At 29.8% G+C, this 21,507-nt stretch carries 16 protein-coding genes, 8 tRNA genes and 2 pseudogenes; 16 read left to right on the top strand and 10 right to left on the bottom strand.

Translation table 11 applies throughout. The features are described 5' to 3' along the window. Nucleotides 1–61: 61 nt before the first annotated feature. From FVE75_RS01105 to FVE75_RS01120, 3 genes are all read left to right on the top strand, one after another. The gene (locus FVE75_RS01105; RefSeq protein ID WP_147004822.1) at nucleotides 62–781 is read left to right on the top strand and encodes a glycoside hydrolase family 25 protein; all 720 of its coding nucleotides are present in this window, start codon (nucleotides 62–64) and stop codon (nucleotides 779–781) included. Nucleotides 782–908: 127 nt separating this feature from the next. Beyond that, a complete protein-coding gene (locus FVE75_RS01110) occupies nucleotides 909–1,892 on the top strand; it encodes a class II fructose-bisphosphate aldolase (RefSeq protein ID WP_006805020.1) in 984 nt (327 codons plus the stop codon). A gap of 618 nt (nucleotides 1,893–2,510) precedes the next feature. Beyond that, the gene (locus FVE75_RS01120) at nucleotides 2,511–4,124 is read left to right on the top strand and encodes a CTP synthase (protein WP_147004823.1); all 1,614 of its coding nucleotides are present in this window, start codon (nucleotides 2,511–2,513) and stop codon (nucleotides 4,122–4,124) included. A 626-nt stretch (nucleotides 4,125–4,750) separates the two neighbouring features. Here FVE75_RS01120 and FVE75_RS01125 read toward each other — a convergent pair. From FVE75_RS01125 to FVE75_RS01160, 9 genes and pseudogenes are all read right to left on the bottom strand, one after another. Then, complete coding sequence (locus FVE75_RS01125; protein ID WP_147004824.1) at nucleotides 4,751–5,011, bottom strand: HPr family phosphocarrier protein; 261 nt, start codon at nucleotides 5,009–5,011, stop codon at nucleotides 4,751–4,753. 121 nt (nucleotides 5,012–5,132) lie between these two features. Next, nucleotides 5,133–6,764, bottom strand: a complete 1,632-nt coding sequence (locus FVE75_RS01130) for an Rqc2 family fibronectin-binding protein (RefSeq protein WP_147004825.1) — start codon at nucleotides 6,762–6,764, stop codon at nucleotides 5,133–5,135. A gap of 61 nt (nucleotides 6,765–6,825) precedes the next feature. Continuing rightward, nucleotides 6,826–7,734 (bottom strand): annotated as a pseudogene (locus FVE75_RS01135) (Abi family protein). 215 nt (nucleotides 7,735–7,949) lie between these two features. Continuing rightward, on the bottom strand, nucleotides 7,950–8,612 hold the full coding sequence (locus FVE75_RS01140; protein ID WP_147004826.1) for a MarR family winged helix-turn-helix transcriptional regulator: 663 nt from the start codon (nucleotides 8,610–8,612) through the stop codon (nucleotides 7,950–7,952). Nucleotides 8,613–8,769: 157 nt separating this feature from the next. Then, on the bottom strand, nucleotides 8,770–9,402 hold the full coding sequence (gene rpe, locus FVE75_RS01145; protein ID WP_147004827.1) for a ribulose-phosphate 3-epimerase: 633 nt from the start codon (nucleotides 9,400–9,402) through the stop codon (nucleotides 8,770–8,772). Between the two features lie 52 nt (nucleotides 9,403–9,454). Next, on the bottom strand, nucleotides 9,455–10,045 hold the full coding sequence (gene rsgA / locus FVE75_RS01150; protein ID WP_232052575.1) for a ribosome small subunit-dependent GTPase A: 591 nt from the start codon (nucleotides 10,043–10,045) through the stop codon (nucleotides 9,455–9,457). Further along, entirely contained in the window at nucleotides 10,038–10,310 is a 273-nt protein-coding gene (locus FVE75_RS11150) for a ribosome small subunit-dependent GTPase A (RefSeq protein WP_232052576.1), read from the bottom strand. The genes rsgA and FVE75_RS11150 overlap by 8 nt, the downstream gene beginning before the upstream one ends. Before the next feature lie 121 nt (nucleotides 10,311–10,431). Beyond that, complete coding sequence (locus FVE75_RS01155; RefSeq protein WP_147004828.1) at nucleotides 10,432–11,382, bottom strand: PASTA domain-containing protein; 951 nt, start codon at nucleotides 11,380–11,382, stop codon at nucleotides 10,432–10,434. A 168-nt stretch (nucleotides 11,383–11,550) separates the two neighbouring features. Continuing rightward, nucleotides 11,551–12,470, bottom strand: a pseudogene (locus FVE75_RS01160) (DDE-type integrase/transposase/recombinase). Between the two features lie 231 nt (nucleotides 12,471–12,701). Here FVE75_RS01160 and FVE75_RS01165 point away from each other — a divergent pair. Then, a complete protein-coding gene (locus tag FVE75_RS01165; protein WP_147004829.1) occupies nucleotides 12,702–13,955 on the top strand; it encodes a Glu/Leu/Phe/Val family dehydrogenase in 1,254 nt (417 codons plus the stop codon). Between the two features lie 134 nt (nucleotides 13,956–14,089). Here the strand turns inward: FVE75_RS01165 and FVE75_RS01170 are convergent, their stop codons facing one another. Next, the gene (locus FVE75_RS01170; RefSeq protein WP_147004830.1) at nucleotides 14,090–14,395 is read right to left on the bottom strand and encodes a YciI family protein; all 306 of its coding nucleotides are present in this window, start codon (nucleotides 14,393–14,395) and stop codon (nucleotides 14,090–14,092) included. Nucleotides 14,396–14,635: 240 nt separating this feature from the next. Here FVE75_RS01170 and FVE75_RS01175 point away from each other — a divergent pair, with 240 nt between their 5' ends. From FVE75_RS01175 to FVE75_RS01230, 12 genes are all read left to right on the top strand, one after another. Beyond that, nucleotides 14,636–17,116: an AMP-binding protein gene (locus FVE75_RS01175; RefSeq protein WP_147004831.1), complete on the top strand. Its 2,481-nt coding sequence runs from the start codon at nucleotides 14,636–14,638 to the stop codon at nucleotides 17,114–17,116. Nucleotides 17,117–17,431: 315 nt separating this feature from the next. Continuing rightward, nucleotides 17,432–17,519 (top strand) — tRNA-Leu (locus tag FVE75_RS01180). A 12-nt stretch (nucleotides 17,520–17,531) separates the two neighbouring features. Next, nucleotides 17,532–17,607, top strand: a tRNA-Gly gene (locus tag FVE75_RS01185). A gap of 6 nt (nucleotides 17,608–17,613) precedes the next feature. Continuing rightward, nucleotides 17,614–17,689 (top strand) — tRNA-Lys (locus FVE75_RS01190). Between the two features lie 17 nt (nucleotides 17,690–17,706). After that, a tRNA-Arg gene (locus FVE75_RS01195) sits at nucleotides 17,707–17,783 on the top strand. Nucleotides 17,784–17,786: 3 nt separating this feature from the next. Next, a tRNA-Ile gene (locus FVE75_RS01200) sits at nucleotides 17,787–17,863 on the top strand. A gap of 13 nt (nucleotides 17,864–17,876) precedes the next feature. Further along, nucleotides 17,877–17,951, top strand: a tRNA-Glu gene (locus FVE75_RS01205). 82 nt (nucleotides 17,952–18,033) lie between these two features. Further along, nucleotides 18,034–18,120, top strand: a tRNA-Ser gene (locus FVE75_RS01210). A gap of 4 nt (nucleotides 18,121–18,124) precedes the next feature. Then, nucleotides 18,125–18,200, top strand: a tRNA-Phe gene (locus FVE75_RS01215). 671 nt (nucleotides 18,201–18,871) lie between these two features. After that, on the top strand, nucleotides 18,872–19,849 hold the full coding sequence (locus FVE75_RS01220; protein ID WP_147004832.1) for a type I phosphomannose isomerase catalytic subunit: 978 nt from the start codon (nucleotides 18,872–18,874) through the stop codon (nucleotides 19,847–19,849). 405 nt (nucleotides 19,850–20,254) lie between these two features. Beyond that, nucleotides 20,255–20,791 carry an FxLYD domain-containing protein gene (locus tag FVE75_RS01225; protein ID WP_147004833.1) on the top strand — a complete coding sequence of 179 codons (537 nt, stop codon included), beginning with the start codon at nucleotides 20,255–20,257 and terminating at the stop codon, nucleotides 20,789–20,791. A 16-nt stretch (nucleotides 20,792–20,807) separates the two neighbouring features. Beyond that, complete coding sequence (locus FVE75_RS01230; RefSeq protein WP_147004834.1) at nucleotides 20,808–21,482, top strand: 5'-methylthioadenosine/adenosylhomocysteine nucleosidase; 675 nt, start codon at nucleotides 20,808–20,810, stop codon at nucleotides 21,480–21,482. Nucleotides 21,483–21,507 lie beyond the last annotated feature (25 nt).

Consider the following 21,507-nt stretch of genomic DNA (forward strand, 5'->3'; position numbering starts at 1 on the left):
AAATAGGTTATTTGAGAATTTTAAAAATAATTTTGTTATTAAATAACTGAACGGAGAGAATATGGAAAAATTTATAAAATTTTTGGTAATTATGATAATTGGTGGAGGTATAGTGGGGTTTCTAGAACTTAGTGGTTATTTATATCATAATGATATTTTGGCGGAATTAGCTGGATATAAAGTTCATGGGCTGGATATTTCACATCATCAGGAAAAAGTGAATTGGACTCTTGTTGATAAAAAATATAAATTTATCATTTTAAAAGCGACAGAAGGACAGAATTTTCTTGATACGGATTTTTTATATAATTGGAATAACGCTAGGTTAAATGGATTTGTAGTTGGAGCGTATCATTTTTTTGTAATGACTAGCAGTGGAGAAGCACAAGCGGATTTTTATATAAGTAAAGTGCCTGATTCTGAGAAAACATTACCTCCAATTATTGATCTTGAAATTTCTACGAAAAAATATAAAAAACCAGATGTAATTGAGCATTTGAGAGTTATGGTTGAAAAACTTGAAAAACATTATAAAAAAAGAGTAATTTTCTATGTGAATTATAACACTTATAATGCATACATAAAAGGTGAATTTCCTGAAAATAAAATTTGGATTACAGATTATAAATATTTTCCTAAAATAGACGAAGAGAATAGGTGGATAATTTGGCAAGTTTCAAGACGTGGCAGAATTGAAGGAATTCCAGGATTTACAGATAAAAATGTACTTAGAAAAGGAATGACAGTGGAAGAACTCATAAATCAAAGTAAAATAAATTAAGTAAAGTAGATTAAAAAAATATCTTATTTTTAACATTATTTTTTGTTTTCTATTGATTTTTATACGAAAATTTGATAACATATAATTAAAGAAGTTAATCTAATTAATAAATATTAGGAGGCGTAAAATGAAATATCATTTTAAAGATTTAGGATTAAGCAACACTAAAGAAATGTTTGCTAAAGCAAATAAAGAAGGTTACGCAGTACCTGCTTTTAACTTTAACAACATGGAACAATTACAAGGAATTATCGAAGCGTGCGTTGAAGAAGGATCACCAGTAATTCTTCAAGTATCAACAGGTGCAAGAAAATATATTGGTAAAGAAATGTTACCTTGGCTTGCAAAAGCTGCAACAGCTTATGTAGAAGCATCAGGATCAGACATTCCAGTAGCATTGCACTTGGATCATGGTCCAAATTTTGCTGAAGCAAAAGACTGTATCGAATACGGATTCTCTTCAGTAATGTATGATGGATCTCATCACCCTTACGATGAAAACGTTGCAGAAGCAAAACAAGTTGCTGATTTCGCTCATCAACACGATGTTACAGTTGAAGCTGAATTAGGAGTTTTAGCTGGAATCGAAGACGATGTAGTAGCAGCAGAACATGTTTATACTCAACCTGATGAAGTTGAAGACTTCGTAACAAAAACAGGAGTTGATTCATTAGCAATCGCAATTGGAACTTCTCACGGAGCTCACAAATTCAAACCAGGAGACGATCCTAAATTAAGATTGGATATCTTGGAAGAAATTGAAAAAAGAATACCTGGATTCCCAATCGTATTACATGGTTCATCAGCAGTACCTCACCAATTTGTTGAAATGATTAACCAATATGGTGGAAAAATTGCAGATGCAATTGGTATCCCTGATTCAGAATTAAGAAAAGCTGCTAAATCAGCAGTAGCTAAAATTAACGTAGATACTGATGGAAGATTGGCTTTCACAGCAGGAATCAGAGAAGTATTCGCTAAAAACCCAGGAGAATTTGATCCTAGAAAATATGTAGGACCTGCAAAAGACTACATGAAAGAATATTACAAAGATAAAATCAGAAATGTATTCGGATCAAATGGAGCTTACAAAGCTGGAGCTGCAAGATAATAACAAATAAAAAATGAAAATTAATTTAGACTATCTCAAGTTTATTCTCAAACTTGGGATATTCCTTTTGAGTTTTACATAAATAAAATTTGTTTAAAAGAGGTGAAAATTTTTTTTTTCCTCTTTTTTTGTGGAAAAAACAATAAAAGTATTTAAAAATTTAATTCTTATACTAAACCCCATTTAAATGACGAATTTATTACAAATTTTTCTAATTAAAGGATAAAACTTAATATTTTCAAATAATTAAAATATAATTTTCATTTTTCAAACAGATTCTAGTATAAATGTTCCGTCGGAGCATTTTTCTGTGCTGGCAAAACTGTCTGAGCATAGCGAGTTTTTTGTCAGTGCATAAAAATGTCGTAGACTAGCCATAGGTTATTGCGTAGCAATCTTGCCAAATATTTTGATTATCAGGATAAACCTTTACTGCAAGATAAGGTTTTGCGGCAATGAGCAATCCTACGAAAATAAAAAGAAAAATATAGAAATCAAAGAGAAAAATATTTATAAATAATAGTTTATTAAAAAAATAATCTGTTAAATTAAGTGATATTTTATAAAATTGCCAAAATATTTAAAACTGAATAAATAGGAATAGAAATAGGAGGAAAAATGGATAGACAAAATAACACGACAAAATATATTTTTGTCACAGGTGGAGTTGTTTCATCGCTTGGAAAAGGAATTGTGGCTTCTTCTTTAGGAAGATTGCTAAAAGAGAGAGGATATAAGGTTACAATTCAGAAATTCGATCCGTATATAAATGTTGATCCAGGAACTATGAGTCCTTATCAGCATGGGGAAGTTTTTGTTACAGAAGATGGAGCAGAAACTGACTTGGATTTGGGGCATTATGAGAGATTTATCAATGAGAATTTGACAAAGTATAATAATTTGACAACTGGAAAAATTATGTCAAAAATTATTGCAAAAGAGCGTCGTGGGGAATTTTTAGGAGGAACTGTGCAAACTGTGCCTCACATGACAGATGAAATTAAGTACAATGTTATAAAAGCTGCTGAGGAGAATAACTCTGATATTGTAATTACTGAGATTGGTGGGACAATTGGGGATATTGAAAGTGATCCGTTTATTGAAGCAATTCGTCAGTTGAAAAGAGAAGTTGGAAGAGAAAATATTGCTTACATTCATGTAACATTATTGCCTTATTTAAAAGCAGCAGGAGAATTGAAGACAAAACCTACACAACATAGCGTAAAAATGCTTCAAGGGCTTGGAATCTCGCCAGATGTGATTGTAGTGAGAAGTGAACATCCTGTTGATGAAAATATTAAGAAAAAAATCTCGATTTTCTGTGATATTGATGAAGAGGCAGTGATTGAATCGCTTGATGCTAAAAGTCTTTACGAAATACCATTAACTATGGAAAAATTAGGGCTTGCCGATGTAATTTGTAAACATTTTAAAATAAAAAATGAAAAGCCATTACTGACTGAATGGACTAAAATGGTAGAAAAATTCAAAAACCCTAAAAAGATTGTAAAAGTAGCAGTTGTTGGAAAATATATTGAATTAAAAGATGCTTACATCAGTATTCATGAATCAATCGAGCATGCTGGGTTTAATCTTGATACAAAAGTTGAAATTGATTATTTTAAAGCTGGAGAATTTGATGTGAAAAAACTGGCTGATTATGATGGAATTTTAGTGCCAGGTGGATTTGGTGACAGAGGAGTAGATGGAAAAGTTGAAGCGATAAAATTTGCAAGAGAAAATAACATTCCATTCTTTGGAATTTGTCTTGGAATGCAAATGGCTTGTGTGGAATTTGCAAGAAATGTACTTGGCTATAAAGATGCAACTTCGACAGAATTTGAAAAAGACACTTCATATCCAATTATAAGCCTCATGGAAGAACAAAAAGGTCTGAAAGATATGGGAGGGACAATGCGTCTTGGAGCATATCCATGTGTATTAAAAGACGACAGCTTGGCTGCAAATATATATGGAAAAACTGAAATAACTGAAAGACATAGACACAGATACGAATTTAACAATGCTTACAGGGAAGAATTTGAAAAAGCTGGAATGGATATTGTAGGATTATCTCCAGATGGAAATTATGTGGAAGTAATCGAAATAAAAAACCATCCATATTTTATAGCATCACAATATCATCCAGAATTCAAAAGCCGTCCAAATCGTCCACATCCATTGTTCACAGGTTGGATAAAAGCGGCATTAAAGAAACGAAGTGAAAAATAATAATAATTAATTAAAAAATAAATTAAGCAGGAAAATTTTTATTAATTAGGAGTTTTTCTGCTTTTTTATTTTGGAAATTTTGAATTAGTAAAATTGAAATTCTAGAAATGTAGGTGAAAGGAGACAGCCTACTTAAAATATAAACAAAATAAACTAACCATTTAATATAAACTTTTTCAATAAAGGATAAAAACCTAGTATTTCAAAATAATTAAAATATAATTTTTTTTGTTTTAATAAACCGACGGAGCTTTTATTTGTTCAACTACGACTGTTTGACGACTGAAAGGAGGAGTTTCGGAGTTGGGCAAATAAAAGTCGTAGTCTAGCCATAGGTTGTAGGATTTGCGGCAATGAGCAATCCTACGAAAAGAAAAAATAAAAAAGTTGAATAATTATGAATTAGCTGTTGAACAACCTTATTATGAAAATTTATTCTCATTTTTAAATGAGGAATAGTATAAAGTATATACTTAGAGAGAGGTTTAGTCTGAAAATAAATAACAAAAAAAAAAGACAATCTTAAAAATAAGAAAGCCTTTTTATTTTTTAGTTTAATAAAACATATTTTCTATAACAAATCTATAAAAAACAATATTTTTATTTCACTTAATTACTACAATTTATTAGTCTCTAATAGTTGCTAATAATTCTCCTAAAACTTCAACTGCTTGATCAGCATCAGGTCCTTCAGCGTAAACTGTAACTTCTGAACCATTTTTGATCCCAATTGATAATAGTTTTAATAAAGATTTTCCGTTTACTTTTTTTCCTTCATTTTCAACTTCTACTGTACTTTCAAATTCTTTTGCTTTAGCAATAAATACTCCACCTGGTCTTGTATGTAATCCTGTAGGATTTGTCATAGTAACTGTTTTACTTGCCATTTATTTATCCTCCTTAATTATATCTCTACCTTAATTTTACAACAGTTTTCGGTATTTGTCAATAAGTCTGAAGAACATTTTTTGTGTTGGGCAGTTAAACAATATAGTTTATTTAAAAAAGTTATTGAACATCAATTAATAAAGAGTGATAGTTTGTATAAATAACATTTCCTGGTTTACTATTTTTTATTTTTTTTACAAATTTTCTTTCACAGTAATCAACAGTAACTTTGTCGCCTCTTTTCGCTTTAGAATACTCACAGGCAAGGTTTGCGGCATGCAAAAGAACATCGTTTGGAAGTTCTTGATTATTTCGTAAAATAAGGACATGGCTTCCAGGAATATCCTTTATGTGCAACCAAATGTCATTCGGTTGTCCTTTGGAAAAGGAAATTTCCTCATTTTCCTTATTGTTTCTACCAACAAAGATTTGAAAGCCTTTGTAGTTAAATGACAATAGTTCACGTTTTTTCGGTTTGTTCAATTTAATTTTATTTTTTGATTTATTTCCATTATTTGTTAAATTCAGTTCATTTTCAATTTCTTCAATTCCAATAAAATCATTTTCTTTTTCAATAAACATTTTTATTTCTTCAAAATACTTTATCTCATTTTGAATGTCTAAAAATCTAGAATTTAAGGCTGAAATAGTTCGTTTTCCCTTATTATATTTATTATAATAAAAATTCAGATTATCGTTTGGAGATAAGAGCGGATCCAAATTTATTGTAATTTCCTGATTGTTATAAAAGTCAAAAACTGTAACTTTTTTCATTCCGTATTTTATTTGGTGCATATTTGCTGCCAGAATATCCCCGATATTTTTATAATTTTCAAAATTTTCATTTTTTTTCAAGTCAACTTTTATATTTTTTTCAATTTTTTTGAATTTTTTTATTTGAGAATCAACATATTTTAGCAAGTTTTTCTTTTTTTCACTAATAACATTAGAAGTAATAGTTGTTTTAAAATAAGCGTTTAACCCATCATTTAAGGTTTCAAAATATTTTCTGCTATTTTCTAAATTTGTATTTTCCTTTTGGCTAAATTCAGAAAATTCGTTGTAAGTTAGTACTTTTTGAATTTTTCCACGATTCATGATTTCGTACATTACAGGATTATAGCTGGATAAATATTTTTTGAAAGTATCATAATCTTGTGAACACTCTAGTGCAAAAGCACGTCCTACACCTTCAATTTTTTCCATAAAAGATTCTGTTTCAAATGGAAAATTTTCAGCTTCCAGATATATAGGTGAAATCTTTTTTTCCTCAAATGGCAACGTGTATTTTGCACCAGTCATAATAACACGGTTCCCAACATCAATTGAAGTAAAATAAAGCGCAGACAAAATTTTGTCCTTGCTAGTCAGAAAAATATTGCTCGCTTTTCCCATAATCTCAATAATTAACGTATATTTTTCCACATCTCCAAACTGATTTAACTTCTCAAAGTCAAAATAAACAATCCTGTCAAAACCTTCTTGTCTGATATTTATCAAAATTGAATTTTGCAGATATTTTTTTAATGACAATAAAAATTTTGACTGAAAATCAGTATTTGGATCTTTTTCATCCTTTAAATAAAAAATAGTTGAATTGTCTTTTACTTGAAAAATTAAGTTATTTTTTCCAAAAAAGAGTGAAAATGAAACTCTGTCATATTGGAAAATCTTTGTCAGTTTATATCGTAATATTTTTTCTTTTATTTCTTTTATCAAAAATGAAATCCCAATTCCATCTAAATAAAGCATATTCCCTCCTTAATATATTTTATTTTTATCAAAAAAATCACAATTAAACTAATAACTGTGATTATATCTTTAAATTTTTAATTGTTTCAAAATCTTTAAAACCTAATTTTTGAGCTTCTTCATCTGTTCTGTTACGACACAACTTTTTTAAACTTTTTCTAATGGCTCCACCTGGATATTTTAAATTAATTACAAAAACTAAATATTCTAATATTAAAACTGATACTGCTATCCTATCTGATATTTTACCATTAATGAAATATAATTTGTTTTTAAATTCATCTAATATCTTGGGCTTTGTGGAAAATTTTATATCTACAATATTCGAGTTATGAGCTGATAAGTTTCTAATTAAATTGATATTTTCTAACCAAGATAAATATATAATTCCAGATAAATTATGTTCTTTAGCTATTTTATTCTGATATTTTTTATATAGTAGTTTATATAAATCCAGTATTTCCCCAAATGTTAAAATATCTGTTACTAGCCATATTGGTATTTTATTGTGATTTTGTTTATACGTTTCAAGCAATTCGTTTTTACTATTTCCTAAACTTCTATCTATTCTTTTTTTAAAATCTTTTTCTTTAAATGTTCTGAAATGTCTACAATATTCTGTTTTATCTACTCACTTATAAAAATCAAGGTATCCATAAGCTCCAAATTTTTCACCTATTAAATAAGAAAATTTAGTTTTTAATGAAATTTCGACTTTTTCAGTTAATCTTAATAAATTAATTCTTAAATTCTTATTTTCATAAAATCTAGTTAATATTTCATCAAAAGTAATGTCTTGTATATATTGTCCATTTTTAAAATAAGGTAACGAACATTCTTTTAATTTATAGTAATTTATAAATTGCAATACTTTTTCAGCTTTTTCTTCATCAGTGATAATCATTCCCCTATCTTTAAAGAGTTTCACTTGTTCTTTAAAAGTCAGAAATTCATCTCTTACCATAATCATCTTAAATTCTCCTAAAAAAAAGCCCTGCGTAGGTATACTAACCTTGTATTATTTAAAATACTGCAGGGGGTTTGATATAATTAATTCTACTCTATTTTTATAAAATTGTCAATAAAAAATAAAAAAATTTTATTACAGTTACTATATTTAGTTGCCATTGTTCTTATGTTGTTTTATTATTATCTTATCTAATGATTTTGTAATAGTGGATTTTCTTAAAGCGTATTTTTCCTAACCATAATATTTTCTGCATCCTCAATATTTAAAACTTTTTCATCCCCATCAACAATTAAAGTTATTAAATATTTATCAATATTTAAAATTTTTATAAGTGATTTTATCATAACGCCTTTTTCGTTTAGGTATTTTCTAATTGCAGTACTTCCTTTGATTGAAGAGACTTGCACTAAATCATTTTTTTCAAAATTTAAGATTGATTCAGGTTGAATGTCTTTTTTGACTTTATCTAGATTTTTTACGATTGTTTCAAAAACTTCGATAAATGTGTCCAGTTTTTTTTGTGGAATATCGTCTGTGATTTTTTCTAGAATGTTTGAGTGAAAATCTCCGTGATAGTTTAATGCAACTTTTCCTTTTGAAGTTAGTTTTACAAAAACTTTACGTCTGTCAATATCTGAACGATAGCGTTCTAAAAATTGCTTATCAGTCAGCTTGTTCACTGCAACTGAGGCAGTTCCCATTGTAATGCCCAATTTATCAGATAATTCATTCATTGTAATTTCATTTTCTCCAATAGCTTCAATAATATGAAGTTCAGATGTAGTTAAACATTTAATTACCTGATTTAAATTTATTTCTTCAATTTTGTAATATGTTTTATAAAATTTATCTAATAGATTTTCTATTTTTTCATACATTTTAACTGTTCCTTTCTTCTTTTATTTACAATTTTTTATTTTATCTGTTTTTTCATATTTTTTGCATTTAACCTCTTTTAATATCTAATAGATAGATAATTTCAGGATTTGAATAAAGTAGACATAATTTTTGAGTTTAATTTAAGATACTTTTACATTATTTCAGGGAATCAATTTTTTCTTTATAATTTCCACTAAAAATATAGGAACCTGCAACTAGCACATTTGCCCCAGCTTCTTTTACCAGCTTAGCAGTTTTGTCGTTTATTCCGCCATCCACTTCAATATCAATGTTTTTGTTAATCTTTCGTAAATCTTTTATTTTCTGTATCATTTCAGGAATGAATTTTTGCCCGCCAAAACCGGGATTCACAGTCATTATTAGAACCATATCAATGTTATCCAGGTCATATTTTATAACATCCAGCGGAGTAGAAGGATTTAATGCGACACCTACTTTTTTTCCGAAAGATTTTATTAATTGTATTGTTCTGTTCAAGTGCTTTGAAGCTTCAGCATGGACTGTGATTATGTCTGAGAATTGTGCAAAATCTTCTATTAAGTAATCTGGTTCGTTTACCATCAGGTGTACATCAAATACAAGATTGCTATGTTTTCGTAAAGATGAAATGACAGGAGCTCCAAAGCTTATATTTGGAACAAAATTTCCATCCATAACATCTAAATGCAGGTATTCTGCTCCGAGTTTTTCCACTTCTGTGATTTCTTCCTTTAGCTTACTAAAGTCTGCGGCAAGCAGCGAAGGTGCTATGATAATTTTTTTATCCATAAAAAATCAACTCTTTTCTTTAATTAAATATTCTTAAATCAAGTGTTAGGTTTTAAGTATACTTTGAAAACCGTATATTTTCAAGCGAGTATAAATAAAAATCATACCGTTCTTTTGAAATATTGCCATTTTCTACATTTTCTTTAATTGCACAATTTGGCTCATTTACGTGAATACAGTCTCGAAATTTACAGTCAGGAATAAATTCGAGAAACTCTGGAAATAATTTTTCCAGTTCTTTTTTTTCTTCCAGCTTAGGAAAATCAAGTGTTGAAAATCCTGGCGTATCTATTATGTATGAATGTGGAGCCGGCATAAAGAATCGACTTTCTATCGTAGTATGTCGTCCTTTTTTAGTTTTCTCGCTAATATCGTTTGTAGTTAGTATTTCTTCTCCAATCAAAGTATTAATAAGCGTAGATTTTCCAGCTCCCGACGGTCCTGAAATTACAACAGATTTTTTATTTATATATTGCTTCAATTTTGTAAGACCATTATTTGTTTGTGTAGAAATTGGAAAAACAGAAATTGTATCTCTAAAAATTTTTCTAAATTTATTTAAAAATTCTTCCAGCTCTTCTTCTGAAACTAAATCAATCTTGGATAAGATTAGTATAACTGGAATGTTTTGAGAGTTATGCATTTAAGAGCATTTTCTGAAAATTTATAAAATCAAAATTTGGGCTTTTTATTGCAAAAAGAATACCGATAAAATCAATATTTGCAATAAGTGGACGATACAAAAAGTTTTTTCTTTTTTCAATTTTTTCAATAACTTTTTCCTTTTCGTCAAATTCTACACAGTCTCCGATAATACAATTCATTTTATCATTTTTTACTTTTAAAGTTCCACGTAATTTACATTCATAAATATTTTCTTCATTCAAATTTTTGGAATTTTCATCCAAAACATAGTAAAATCCTTTTATTTTTCTAATAACTTTTCCTTTAATAAAAATATTTGGGAGAAATTTTAAAATAAAAATTCAAAATAACTCCCATCTCCTTTCTAAATTTTTCTTGTTTTAGCTATTCGTCACCATTATCTCCACCGCTGGAATTGTTATTTCCGCCACCTTGTGTATTATTACGTGGAGGAGATTGTGTGTTTCCATTATTCTTCTGTTCAGAACCTTGCTGATCAATTTTGTTAATTGTGTTATCAATGATTTTCTCAATTTCCTGATTATCTATTTCTTCTTGAGACTGGTTGATAATTTCCTCAGTTGATTTTTCACGTTTTTTCGGAGCAGCTCCAGTATTTAACACAATTGATATCTTCTGTCCTCTCTGAATCTTCGTTCCAGCTGCAGGATCTGTAGAAATAATCGTATTTACAGGCAATGTTGGGTCACTTGTACGTGAAATATTTCCAATATCAAGTCCAATTTGTTTTAACAATTCTCTCGCATCGTTTAAGTCAAGTCCTGTTATATTTGGCATAACTGACGGATCTACCATTTGCTGTGAAGAAACCAGTATTGAAATTTTTTGGTTAATTTCAAGTTTTGTACCTGGTTTTGGATAAACTCCTAAAATTGTATTATATTTCTGGTTAGATGGATAATAATCAATTGTTTCTATTTGAATATTTTGCCCTTTTAACCGAGATCTTGCTTCAAGCAGTTCTAATCCGATAATATTAGGGACTTTTACATCTTCTCCATTATTTACCCAGATTCTTATAACTCTGTTTACTTTAACTTCCTTACCTGGACGTGGATCTTGGTTATAAACCGTATCCAGCGGTACTTTTTCTGTTTTGGAATTAATAACTTTGACTTTTAACCCAGCTTTTTTCAAATATTTTACAGCATCCTTCTTGTCAAGGTTCATAACATCAGGAATAACTGTAAGCCTAGTGTTAAAAAAATGACGTTCAAAAACATCTTTTCCAAATCTTATTAATGCCACTAAACAAAGCAGTACAATAATAGTTCTAAAAAATTTTCCATAATTAAATTTATATTTTGTGGTCATTTTTCACCTCATTATTTTTATTGTTAATTCTTTACTCTATATAATATCATAAATATTGAAAAAATGATATAAATTATTTTTCTTTATCTTACTAACAAATGTATAGATGTCAAACATTTGTTACAAAAATATATTAAAAAAATATTTCTTTCCTAATGTATCTTTAACCTACTGATTTTCCTTGTACTCTTTTAATACTTCATTTGGACTCTTAAAGCCCAGTACTTTTCTTGATATGTTGTTGTATCTTGTATTGTATTTCCTTATTGCCCTTAACAGTTCTTCCTTGCTTTTAAATTTCTTGTCTGCATAGTACTTGCTGTCAAGCCTGTGGCTTCTTTCCACTTTTCCATTCTCCCATGGCGAATATGGACGGGTTGTCACGTACTCTATCCCCTTCTCCTCCAGTTTCAGCTCAAACAGTGTTTTCTTATCACTTTCAGAATTTGTGAACTCTTTCCCATTATCTGTCTGAACTTTCTTTATGTCAAATCCCAGCTCCCTTTCCAAGTTCTCTAGAAACTTTGCAGTCTGATAGGTGCTTTTTTCATCTGCTATCCTTAACACTCTTTTTCTTGTATATTCATCTAATGCTGTTATTTGATAATACTTCTGGTCACGTGTTCCAAACTGTATGCATTCTTCTGGAACATATTTTATGTCTATCTGCACTCTTTCCCCAGGGTACTTCGCCTGTTCAACTTTCTTTTTTCTTTTATGCTGCTTTTTAGGCTTTTCTTTGGCATTGCCCTTCATTTTCCTTATTATCTTGCACATTGAATCGTATGTACGGCTGTAGCCTTCCTTTCTTGCTTTAACATAGACTTCTGCCAGCCCTTCATAGCCAAATTTCCTGTACTTTTTCATAACCAGCTCTATTTCTTCTTGCGTGTGCTGGTTTGGGTGGCTTTAGGTCTTCTGCTTTTTGGCAGAAGAGACTGGACTGTTCCGTCGTATCTGTCTCTCCAACGTTTTATCTGCTGACGTGATGTCTTATACTTCACTGCTGCCTTTGAATTATTATTATGTTTTATTGCATACTCAATTGCCCGTTGACGAACACGGTATATTTCTGATATACTACTCATATGAAAGGTTTCTCCTTAATGTGGTTTGGTAGATTTACATTATATCAGAAACCTTTCTTTTTTTGTATATTCTTGTCACATATGTATTATCTCACAACATTATTTTTCTTTATCTTACTAACAAAAAACACTTGCAATTTTATATAGAATTGTAGTATGATGTAACAGTAGAGAAGATTTTTAACAGAGTTTAAAAATCAGAACAGACTAGAGAAAAGTGAGGTAGAAACAATGGCAAAAGAAACATTAAATCCATTTGAGATTGCTCAAAAACAAATCAAATCAGCTTGTGATAAATTAAATGCAGATCCAGCTGTTTATGAAATTTTAAAAAATCCAATGAGAGTATTGGAAGTATCGTTCCCAGTAAAATTAGACGACGGAACAGTTAAAACATTTGTAGGATACAGATCGCAGCACAACAATGCAGTAGGTCCTTTTAAAGGTGGACTTAGATTTCATCCAGGTGTAACAAGAGATGAAGTAAAGGCACTATCTACTTGGATGACATTTAAATGTTCAGTAGCAGGAATCCCTTATGGTGGTGGAAAAGGTGGAATGGCAATTAATCCTAAAGAATATTCTAAAGCTGAGTTAGAAAGAATCTCTAAAGGTTTTGCAAAAGCAATTTCACCAATTATTGGAGAAAAAGTTGACATACCAGCTCCAGACGTTAACACAAATGGACAAATTATGTCCTGGATGGTTGACGCTTATGAAGAAGTTGCAGGAAAATCAACAAAAGGTGTATTCACAGGAAAACCTTTAGAATTTGGAGGATCTCTTGCAAGAACAGAAGCCACTGGATACGGAGTTCATTTAACAGCTAAAAAAGCATTAGCAAAATTAAACATTGATGTTAAAGGAGCAACATATGCTGTACAAGGATTTGGAAATGTTGGATTCTATACAGCTTACTATGCATATAAAGATGGTGCAAAAATTGTAGCATTTTCAAATTCAGATGTTGCAGTTTACAATGAAAACGGAATCGACATGGAAGCTGTAATAAAAGATTTTGAAGAAAATGGACGTATTGCAGCAAACAAAGGATATGGAAAAGATATTACAAATAATGAATTGTTAGAATTAGAAGTTGACGTTTTAGCACCATGTGCTTTAGAAAATCAAATTACTTCTGAAAACGCTGACAGAATAAAAGCAAAAGTAATAACAGAAGGAGCAAATGGACCAACTACTCCAGAAGCTGATGAAATCTTATTCAAAAAAGGAATTATAGTTATTCCTGACATTCTAGCAAATTCAGGTGGAGTTGTAGTTTCATACTTTGAATGGGTACAAAACTTACAAAGTTACTACTGGCCATTTGAAGAAGTTCAACAAAAAGAAGATGTATTATTGTCAACAGCATTTGAAGATGTATGGAACTTAGCGGATGAATACAAAGTAGATTTAAGAAATGCTGCTTATATGAAGAGCATCGAAAGAATTTCAAAAGCAATGAAATTAAGAGGATGGTATTAATTTTTTAAATTCTTGATTTAAGTTAAATACAAAAATAAAGAACCTATTTCTATTTTATTTGATTATAGAGTAGGTTCTTTTTTATTAAATTAAAGCATATTAGATAATTTAAATTCTATAATTGACAATCTAAATTAATAATTATTTTTCTTGTAATTTTTTAAATCCTCATCAAATAGTGCAGGTGTAAATTCAGTTATTACAGTTTCTATCAAATTATTCTTGTAATATGGATCTTCTTTTAATATTTCCTCAAGTTCTGATTTTGTTACATTGTATGCTAAAATAAGTCCGCCAGTTGGTGGATTTTGTCTCCCTCCAGCCATAAATTTTCCAGCATCAATGTTTTTTTGAATAAAATTAAAATGTTCCTGTCTAAATTTTCCCACTTCTTCAAGCGGTTTTGTATAAGTTGTAGATATAACAAAAATTGGTTTCATAGTTTATTTTCCTTTCTTAAATTATTTTTTTCACGCTATTATAATTATATTTTACAGTATATTTCAAAATAATCAATAAAAATATTTAATTTGTTAATAAAACTATAGTAAAAAGCTTCCAAAATTATATTTTATAAACAAAATTTTTTATATACAAAGTAATGTGAAATTGAATTTTATTTATGATTATGGTATACTAAATTGAATTTTGGATATGCCAATAAAAAGAGGAGGCAAATTATGTTTTTAGAGAGAACGGAGCGACTGGCATTAGTTGACTTTGACAATAAACATATTAATTATATTGATTTGATAAATAATATAAAGTATTTTTCTGAATATGTAGTTGAATTGGAAAAAGAAAAATTTGGGCTGATTGTTATGGAAAATCGTCCAGAATGGATTTACAGTTTTTTTGCAGTATGGGATAAAAAATCAGCTGGAATAGCCCTTGATGCTAATAGTAATTCAGATGAAATTTTATACGTTTTAGAAGACTCACATCCAAATGTAATTTTTTGCTCAAATGAAACAGAAGGAACTATTTTTGAAGCAGTTGAAAAATATAGTTCAAAAAATACTGTAAAAGTAATAAATGTGGATAAAATTACAGTTGAACAGGAAAAAATGAATGTTATAAAAAATATGCAGTTTGAGCTTGAAAATCCAACTGGAGATGAAACAGCGGCTATGCTTTATACTTCAGGGACAACTGGAAGTCCAAAAGGTGTAATGCTGTCTTTTAATAATTTAAATACTGAAATGGAAGGACTTTATGAAAAGGGAATATTTGATCATAGAGATCAGATCTTGGCAATATTGCCGTTTCACCATGTTCTGCCATTGACAGCAACTGTACTTTTGATGTTAAAGTATCAAACTTCAATTGTATTTGTAGAAAAAATTGCAAGCAAGGAAATATTTGACGCTCTTGAAAAAAATAGAGTAACTGCAATAATAGGTGTTCCAAGAGTATTCAAGCTATTTTATGATGGAATAAAACAGCAAATTGACGCAAAATTTATTACACGATTTATTTACAAAATGATGAGCAATGTCAAATCATTGAAGATAAAAAGAAAAGTCTTTGCAAAAGTCCATAAAAAATTCGGTGGACATCTTGACTTCATTGTTGTCGGTGGAGCAAAAATGGATCCTGAAATTTCAAAGTTTTATGAAACATTGGGATTTTATGCTCTTGAAGGTTACGGACTTACAGAGACTTCACCAGTTATTGCTGTAAATTCAAAAAAAGAAAGAAAAATTGGAACAGTTGGGAAAAAATTATACAATGTGGATGTAAAAATTGTAGATGAAGAATTATGGGTTAAAGGACCAATTGTTATGAAAGGTTACTATAATAAACCTGATAAGACGGCGGAAGTTATTACTGAAGACGGATGGTTCAAGACAGGAGATTTAGCGACAATTGATGAAGAAGGATATGTTACAATTCGTGGAAGAAAAAATACAATGATTGTCCTTTCAAATGGTAAGAATATTGACCCTGAAACACTTGAAAATAGAGTAATTGCACAAAGTAATGGATTAATCAAGGAAATTGGTATTTTTAATTACAAGAATAAGTTAGCTGCAATAATTGTTCCAGATTTATTAGAGCTTAGAAAACGTGGAATTACAAATACAAAAGCCTACATCAAAAATATTGTAGAGGACTATAATTTAAAGGCACATAACTATGAGAAAGTACTTGATTACAAGTTGTTTGAAGAAGAACTGCCAAAAACACGTGTTGGGAAGACACGTAGATTTATGTTGCCAGATTTATACGAAAAAAATGAAATTGTAAAAAAAGAAAAAACACCTGAACCTACAGACGAAGCATATAAGATTTTAAAAGAATATGTCAAGAAAAATAAAGGGATTGAACCACAGCCCGAAGAAAATCTGGAGCTTGAAATCGGAATGGATTCACTTGACATTGTAGAATTTTTTGCATTTATAGAAAATAGTTTTGGAATTCAGCTGGATGAAGAAAAATTTGCTGAAATGCCAAATCTGAAACTATTATCAGAGTACATTAATCAAAAAGCAACAAAATTTGAAGATAGTGATGTAGACTGGAAACAGATTATAAATGAAACAAAACCTATACAAGATGATAAAAACCGATGGGTAACAAAACTGTTAAAAGTATTTCAGCCAATAGTTGACTTATATTTCAGAGTAAAAAAAGTTGACAGAAAAAAATTAACAGACAATCCACAAATCTTTGTATCAAACCATCAAAGTTTTATAGATCCATTGATTTTAGGATCACTTTTTCCAAATAAAATTGTTTTTAATACATTATTTTTAGCAATTGACTGGTATTTTAAAAAAGGTGTAATGAAACTTCTTGTTTCAAATGGAAATGTCGTTTTAATTGATATTAATAAAAATATTAGAAAAAGTGTAGAAGAAATAGTTGGCTATCTAAAAAGTGGTAAAAGCATCGTAATTTTCCCAGAAGGAGCAAGGACAAAAGATGGAAAAGTTGCTCAATTTAAAAAAGTATTTGCTATAATTGCAAAGGAACTGAATGTAGATGTCCAATGTCTGGGAATAAAAGGTGCATTTGAAGCATATTCAAGATACATGAAGTTCCCAAAACCAAAAAAAATCGAAGTAGCAGTGCTGGAAAAATTCTCGCCAGAAGGAAGCTATGATGAAATTACGCAAAAAGCAGAAAAAATTATAAGAGAATATGTTGAGAATTAATAGAATTTAATACAAGAGAATGTCTTGAAAAATAGAAAAATCTAATTATAAAATTTATATACTTACTATTTCATAAAATATATAATAATAGTAAGATTATTTCTAACTAAGAGACATTCTTTTGTTACAAAAATTAAGAGAAAGAAATGGAAAATCTTAGTTTTTATTATGTATTTTAGCATTATATTTGAGTATTCGATATACCCAAATGAGAAAATAAGAAAAATTTTAAAAAAGGTGTTGACAATAAAAATTAATTGTGATATACTAATTGAGTACTTGTGAGTTAAAAAACAATAACAAATACTTATAAATGCCTTGGTGGCGAAATCGGTAGACGCACAGGACTTAAAATCCTGTGGGAATTTATCCCGTGCCGGTTCAAGTCCGGCCCGAGGCACCACAATCATATTATGCGGGAGTAGCTCAGTTGGTAGAGCGTCAGCCTTCCAAGCTGAATGTCGCGAGTTCGACCCTCGTCTCCCGCTCCAAAATATGAGCCATTAGCTCAGTCGGTAGAGCACTTGACTTTTAATCAAGGTGTCACTGGTTCGATCCCAGTATGGCTCACCATTTAAATTTAACCATATGTGCCTGTAGCTCAGTTGGATAGAGCAACGGCCTTCTAAGCCGTGGGCCAGGAGTTCGAATCTCTTCAGGCACGCCATATGGATCCATAGCTCAGCTGGTTAGAGCACTCGGCTCATAACCGAGCGGTCGCTGGTTCAAGTCCAGCTGGATCCACCATTGAAAAACTTGTGCGGCCTTCGTCTAGTGGTTAGGACCTCGGGTTTTCATCCCGGTAACAGGGGTTCGATCCCCCTAGGCCGTACCATTTATTTTTTTAGAACCATAATTTAAAATTGTGGTATTTTTTTTAGAAAATTTATAATATTTAATTATTTGATTAAAGTTGTGGGTGGATGTCCGAACGGCTAAGGGACCGGTCTTGAAAACCGGCGAAATCGCAAGATGTCTGGGTTCGAATCCCAGTTCACCCGCCATTATGCCCAGATAGCTCAGTCGGTAGAGCAAGGGACTGAAAATCCCTGTGTCCGTGGTTCGATTCCGCGTCTGGGCACCATTAGAATAGCTAAAAATGTGATATATAGTGCAAATCAGTATTTATGCTGAAATGCACTTTTTTCTTTTATTTATGGTATTTTGCGGTTTTATCCTGTCTTAATCTGTTTCTATTTATTTCAATACATTAAAAATTTATTGGCAACTTACTGGCAACTTATTGGCAACTATTCTAATAAACTAATTTATTTATAACGTTTCTTAATTCTTTAATAGTTCAATGAGTATGTATACTAATTATTTAAATAGTAAGAAATATCTATTTTTATTAAGTTTGATATTGTTTTAATAGAGATATTTTTAAATAAATTTTTGTAAAAATCTATTTTATATATTTTTAAAATATGTATTGATTTGTTGACACACATACATATATAAATGTATAATGTACTTATATCAAGACAGGAGGAAGTAGGGATAATGGCAAAAAAGAGCAGTAAAGGAAATTACATTGGGAATTAGTTTGATTCTTTTAAAGCTCTGTATAAAAATTATTTTCAAGTAGATTTTAGTACAAAAATCTTATTCTAAACATGAAGGTTATTGAAGTATATTTAAACACAGTGTAGTAAAATATTAATATTAAGATTATTGTAAAATTTAATTCAAAATGTTATTATAGAATAAATAAGTTATTGGAAATTAATTCTATAAATAAAGGAGAGATTTTTTATGTTATATCCAATGAAGTTTAAAAAATTTTTTGTGGAAAAAGTGTGGGGCGGACGTGAATTTGAAACAAAGTTAGGAATGAAACTGCCTGAAGGTAAAAAAATTGGAGAATCTTGGGAAGTGTCGGCACATCCGCATGGAATGGGAATTGTCGAAAATGGTGCTTTAACTGGACAAAGGCTAGATGATATTTATAAGAAATATAAAGGGGAGCTTGTTGGAAAAAAAGTTTATGAAAAATATCCAGATAAATTTCCACTTCTTATAAAATATTTGGATGTAAATGACAGACTTTCTATCCAAGTGCATCCAAGTGATGAAGTTGCCCTAAAAAAACACAATGAATTTGGGAAAAGTGAATCTTGGTATATAATGGAGGCAAGCGATGATGCAACTTTAATTATGGGAATGAAGCCTGGTATCACAAAAGAAAAATTCTTGGAAAAAGTAGAAAAAAATGATTTCGACGGACTATTTGAAGAAAAAACTGTTAAAAAAGGTGATTTTATTGATATCACACCAGGAACAGTCCATGCCTCATTAAAAGGAAGCGTACTTTTCGCAGAAGTTCAGCAAAACTCAGATGTAACTTATAGAATCTATGATTTTGATAGAATTGATGAAAATGGTAAAAAAAGAGAACTGCATTTACAGGATTCGGCTGATGTAATTGATTTTGGAAAAGAAGTGGAGATTAGAAATACTGATTTTAATGATTCTGAAAACAGAAAAAGTATTTTGAGAAAACATATTATAAAAAAAGAATATTACTCAATTGATAAATTAAAATTTTCTGATTCTTTTGAAGATGTGAACAATGAAAGCATGACAATTTATTCTATATTGGAAGGAGAAGGAAAAATTGTATGGGGAGAAAATGAAGAGCTTTCAATTAAAAAAGGAGAAACAGTTTTAATCCCTGTTGGAATTAATACAAAAACTATCGGAAACTTTGAAATTTTAAGAACTGTAATTTAAGTAGATGAAGGCAAGAATTCTAGTTTACTTTTTAGGTAAAATTGGATGATTTGCCTTGTTTTTTTAGTAGGAATATGATATTCTAATGTTATACTAATATCGTTTTATAATCGTATATTGTATAATATATAGAATTTTCGAAAAACATGTTATTATTAGTAAATATTTTTTATATTATTAAATTAAAGAGGAACAATTACCATTTCCTTGGTATATTTCACTTTTATCTTCAAGTAGTAATCAATTAGATATGCAAAAATAAGGCATAGTGAACTCGGATATTAAAATAAATTAAAGATATAAAATAAGCAGATTTATTAATTAAAATGAAAAAGCTAGGTTATTAAATAAATATAGCTAGGGAAAATTTTATAAAAAATAAAAAAGGAATAAGGATTAAGAACAGTGAAAAGAAGAATTTTGTTGATTGGAATAATGGTTTTGACTTCATCTTGCGGAATTATTGGTGGAGTTGGAAGTGTAGTTGGAGGGACTATAAAAGCTGCTGGTGGAGTTACTGGGGCAGTTATTGGGACAACTGGAAAATTGATTGGGGGTATTATTGGTGGAAATGACGGAGAAATAAAGGCTAAAAATACAAAATATAAGTTTTCGAATGCAGAAGTAGAAGTGACTGGAGGAAAAACTATTGTTACAGGAATTTTGATGCATAATGGAGTAGGAAAAAGAAATCTGACAATAGAAATTCCATGTTTTGATGAAAATGGAGCAAAAATAGGAGATGCAGTTGACAGTATAAGCGCTCTTGGAAAAAATGAAAAATGGGAATTCCAGGCAGTTCTTAATACAAACGAAACAAAAACTTGTAAACTTAAAGATACATATATTTATGAGGGAAATATAAATACAACTATTGAAAACAAAGATAGTGATACTGAAAATGTTAATCATGAAAGTAATAATATTGAAAATGAAAAATAAAAACGGGAGGAAATAAATGATAGGAATTATTGGGGCAGTAATTGAAGAGGCTGAGGCTATAAAAAAGGAAATTAAGGATATTAAAGAAAACATTATAAACGGAATATCGTTTTTTACTGGAAAATTTAATGATAAAGATGTTGTTTTTGTACAATCTGGAATTGGGAAGGTAAATGCTGCGATTACTGCTACTTTATTAATTGAAAAATTTGGTGTAAGTGAGGTTATTTTTTCAGGAGTTGCAGGTTCTCTGGATGAAAGACTGAAAGTTGGAGATGTTGTTATTGGACGAGATGTTGTTCAACACGATGTTGATGCCACAGCATTTGGATATAGAATGGGACAGATTCCTCAAATGAAGGAATGGGCATTTGAGTCAGATAAGGGACTTATTGAAAAAACTGGAACTATAACTAATTTTGAACATCAGATATTGCTTGGAAGAATTTTGACTGGGGATCAGTTTGTGAGTCAAAAAGATGTAAAACTTCAACTTGGAAAGGATTTTGAAGCACTTTGTGTGGATATGGAAAGTGGAGCTGTAGCTCAGGTTTGTACAAGACTAGGTATAAAATTCTTAATAATCCGTTCAATTTCAGATTCGATTACAGATGATTCTGGAATGGAATACACAAGTTTTGTAAAACTTGCAGCAGAAAATTCTAAAAAAATATTAAAAGAGATTATTTAATAAAAATAAAAAGGTAAAAGAAGGG

The organism is Leptotrichia hongkongensis, assembly GCF_007990635.1.
Taxonomy (GTDB): domain Bacteria; phylum Fusobacteriota; class Fusobacteriia; order Fusobacteriales; family Leptotrichiaceae; genus Leptotrichia; species Leptotrichia hongkongensis.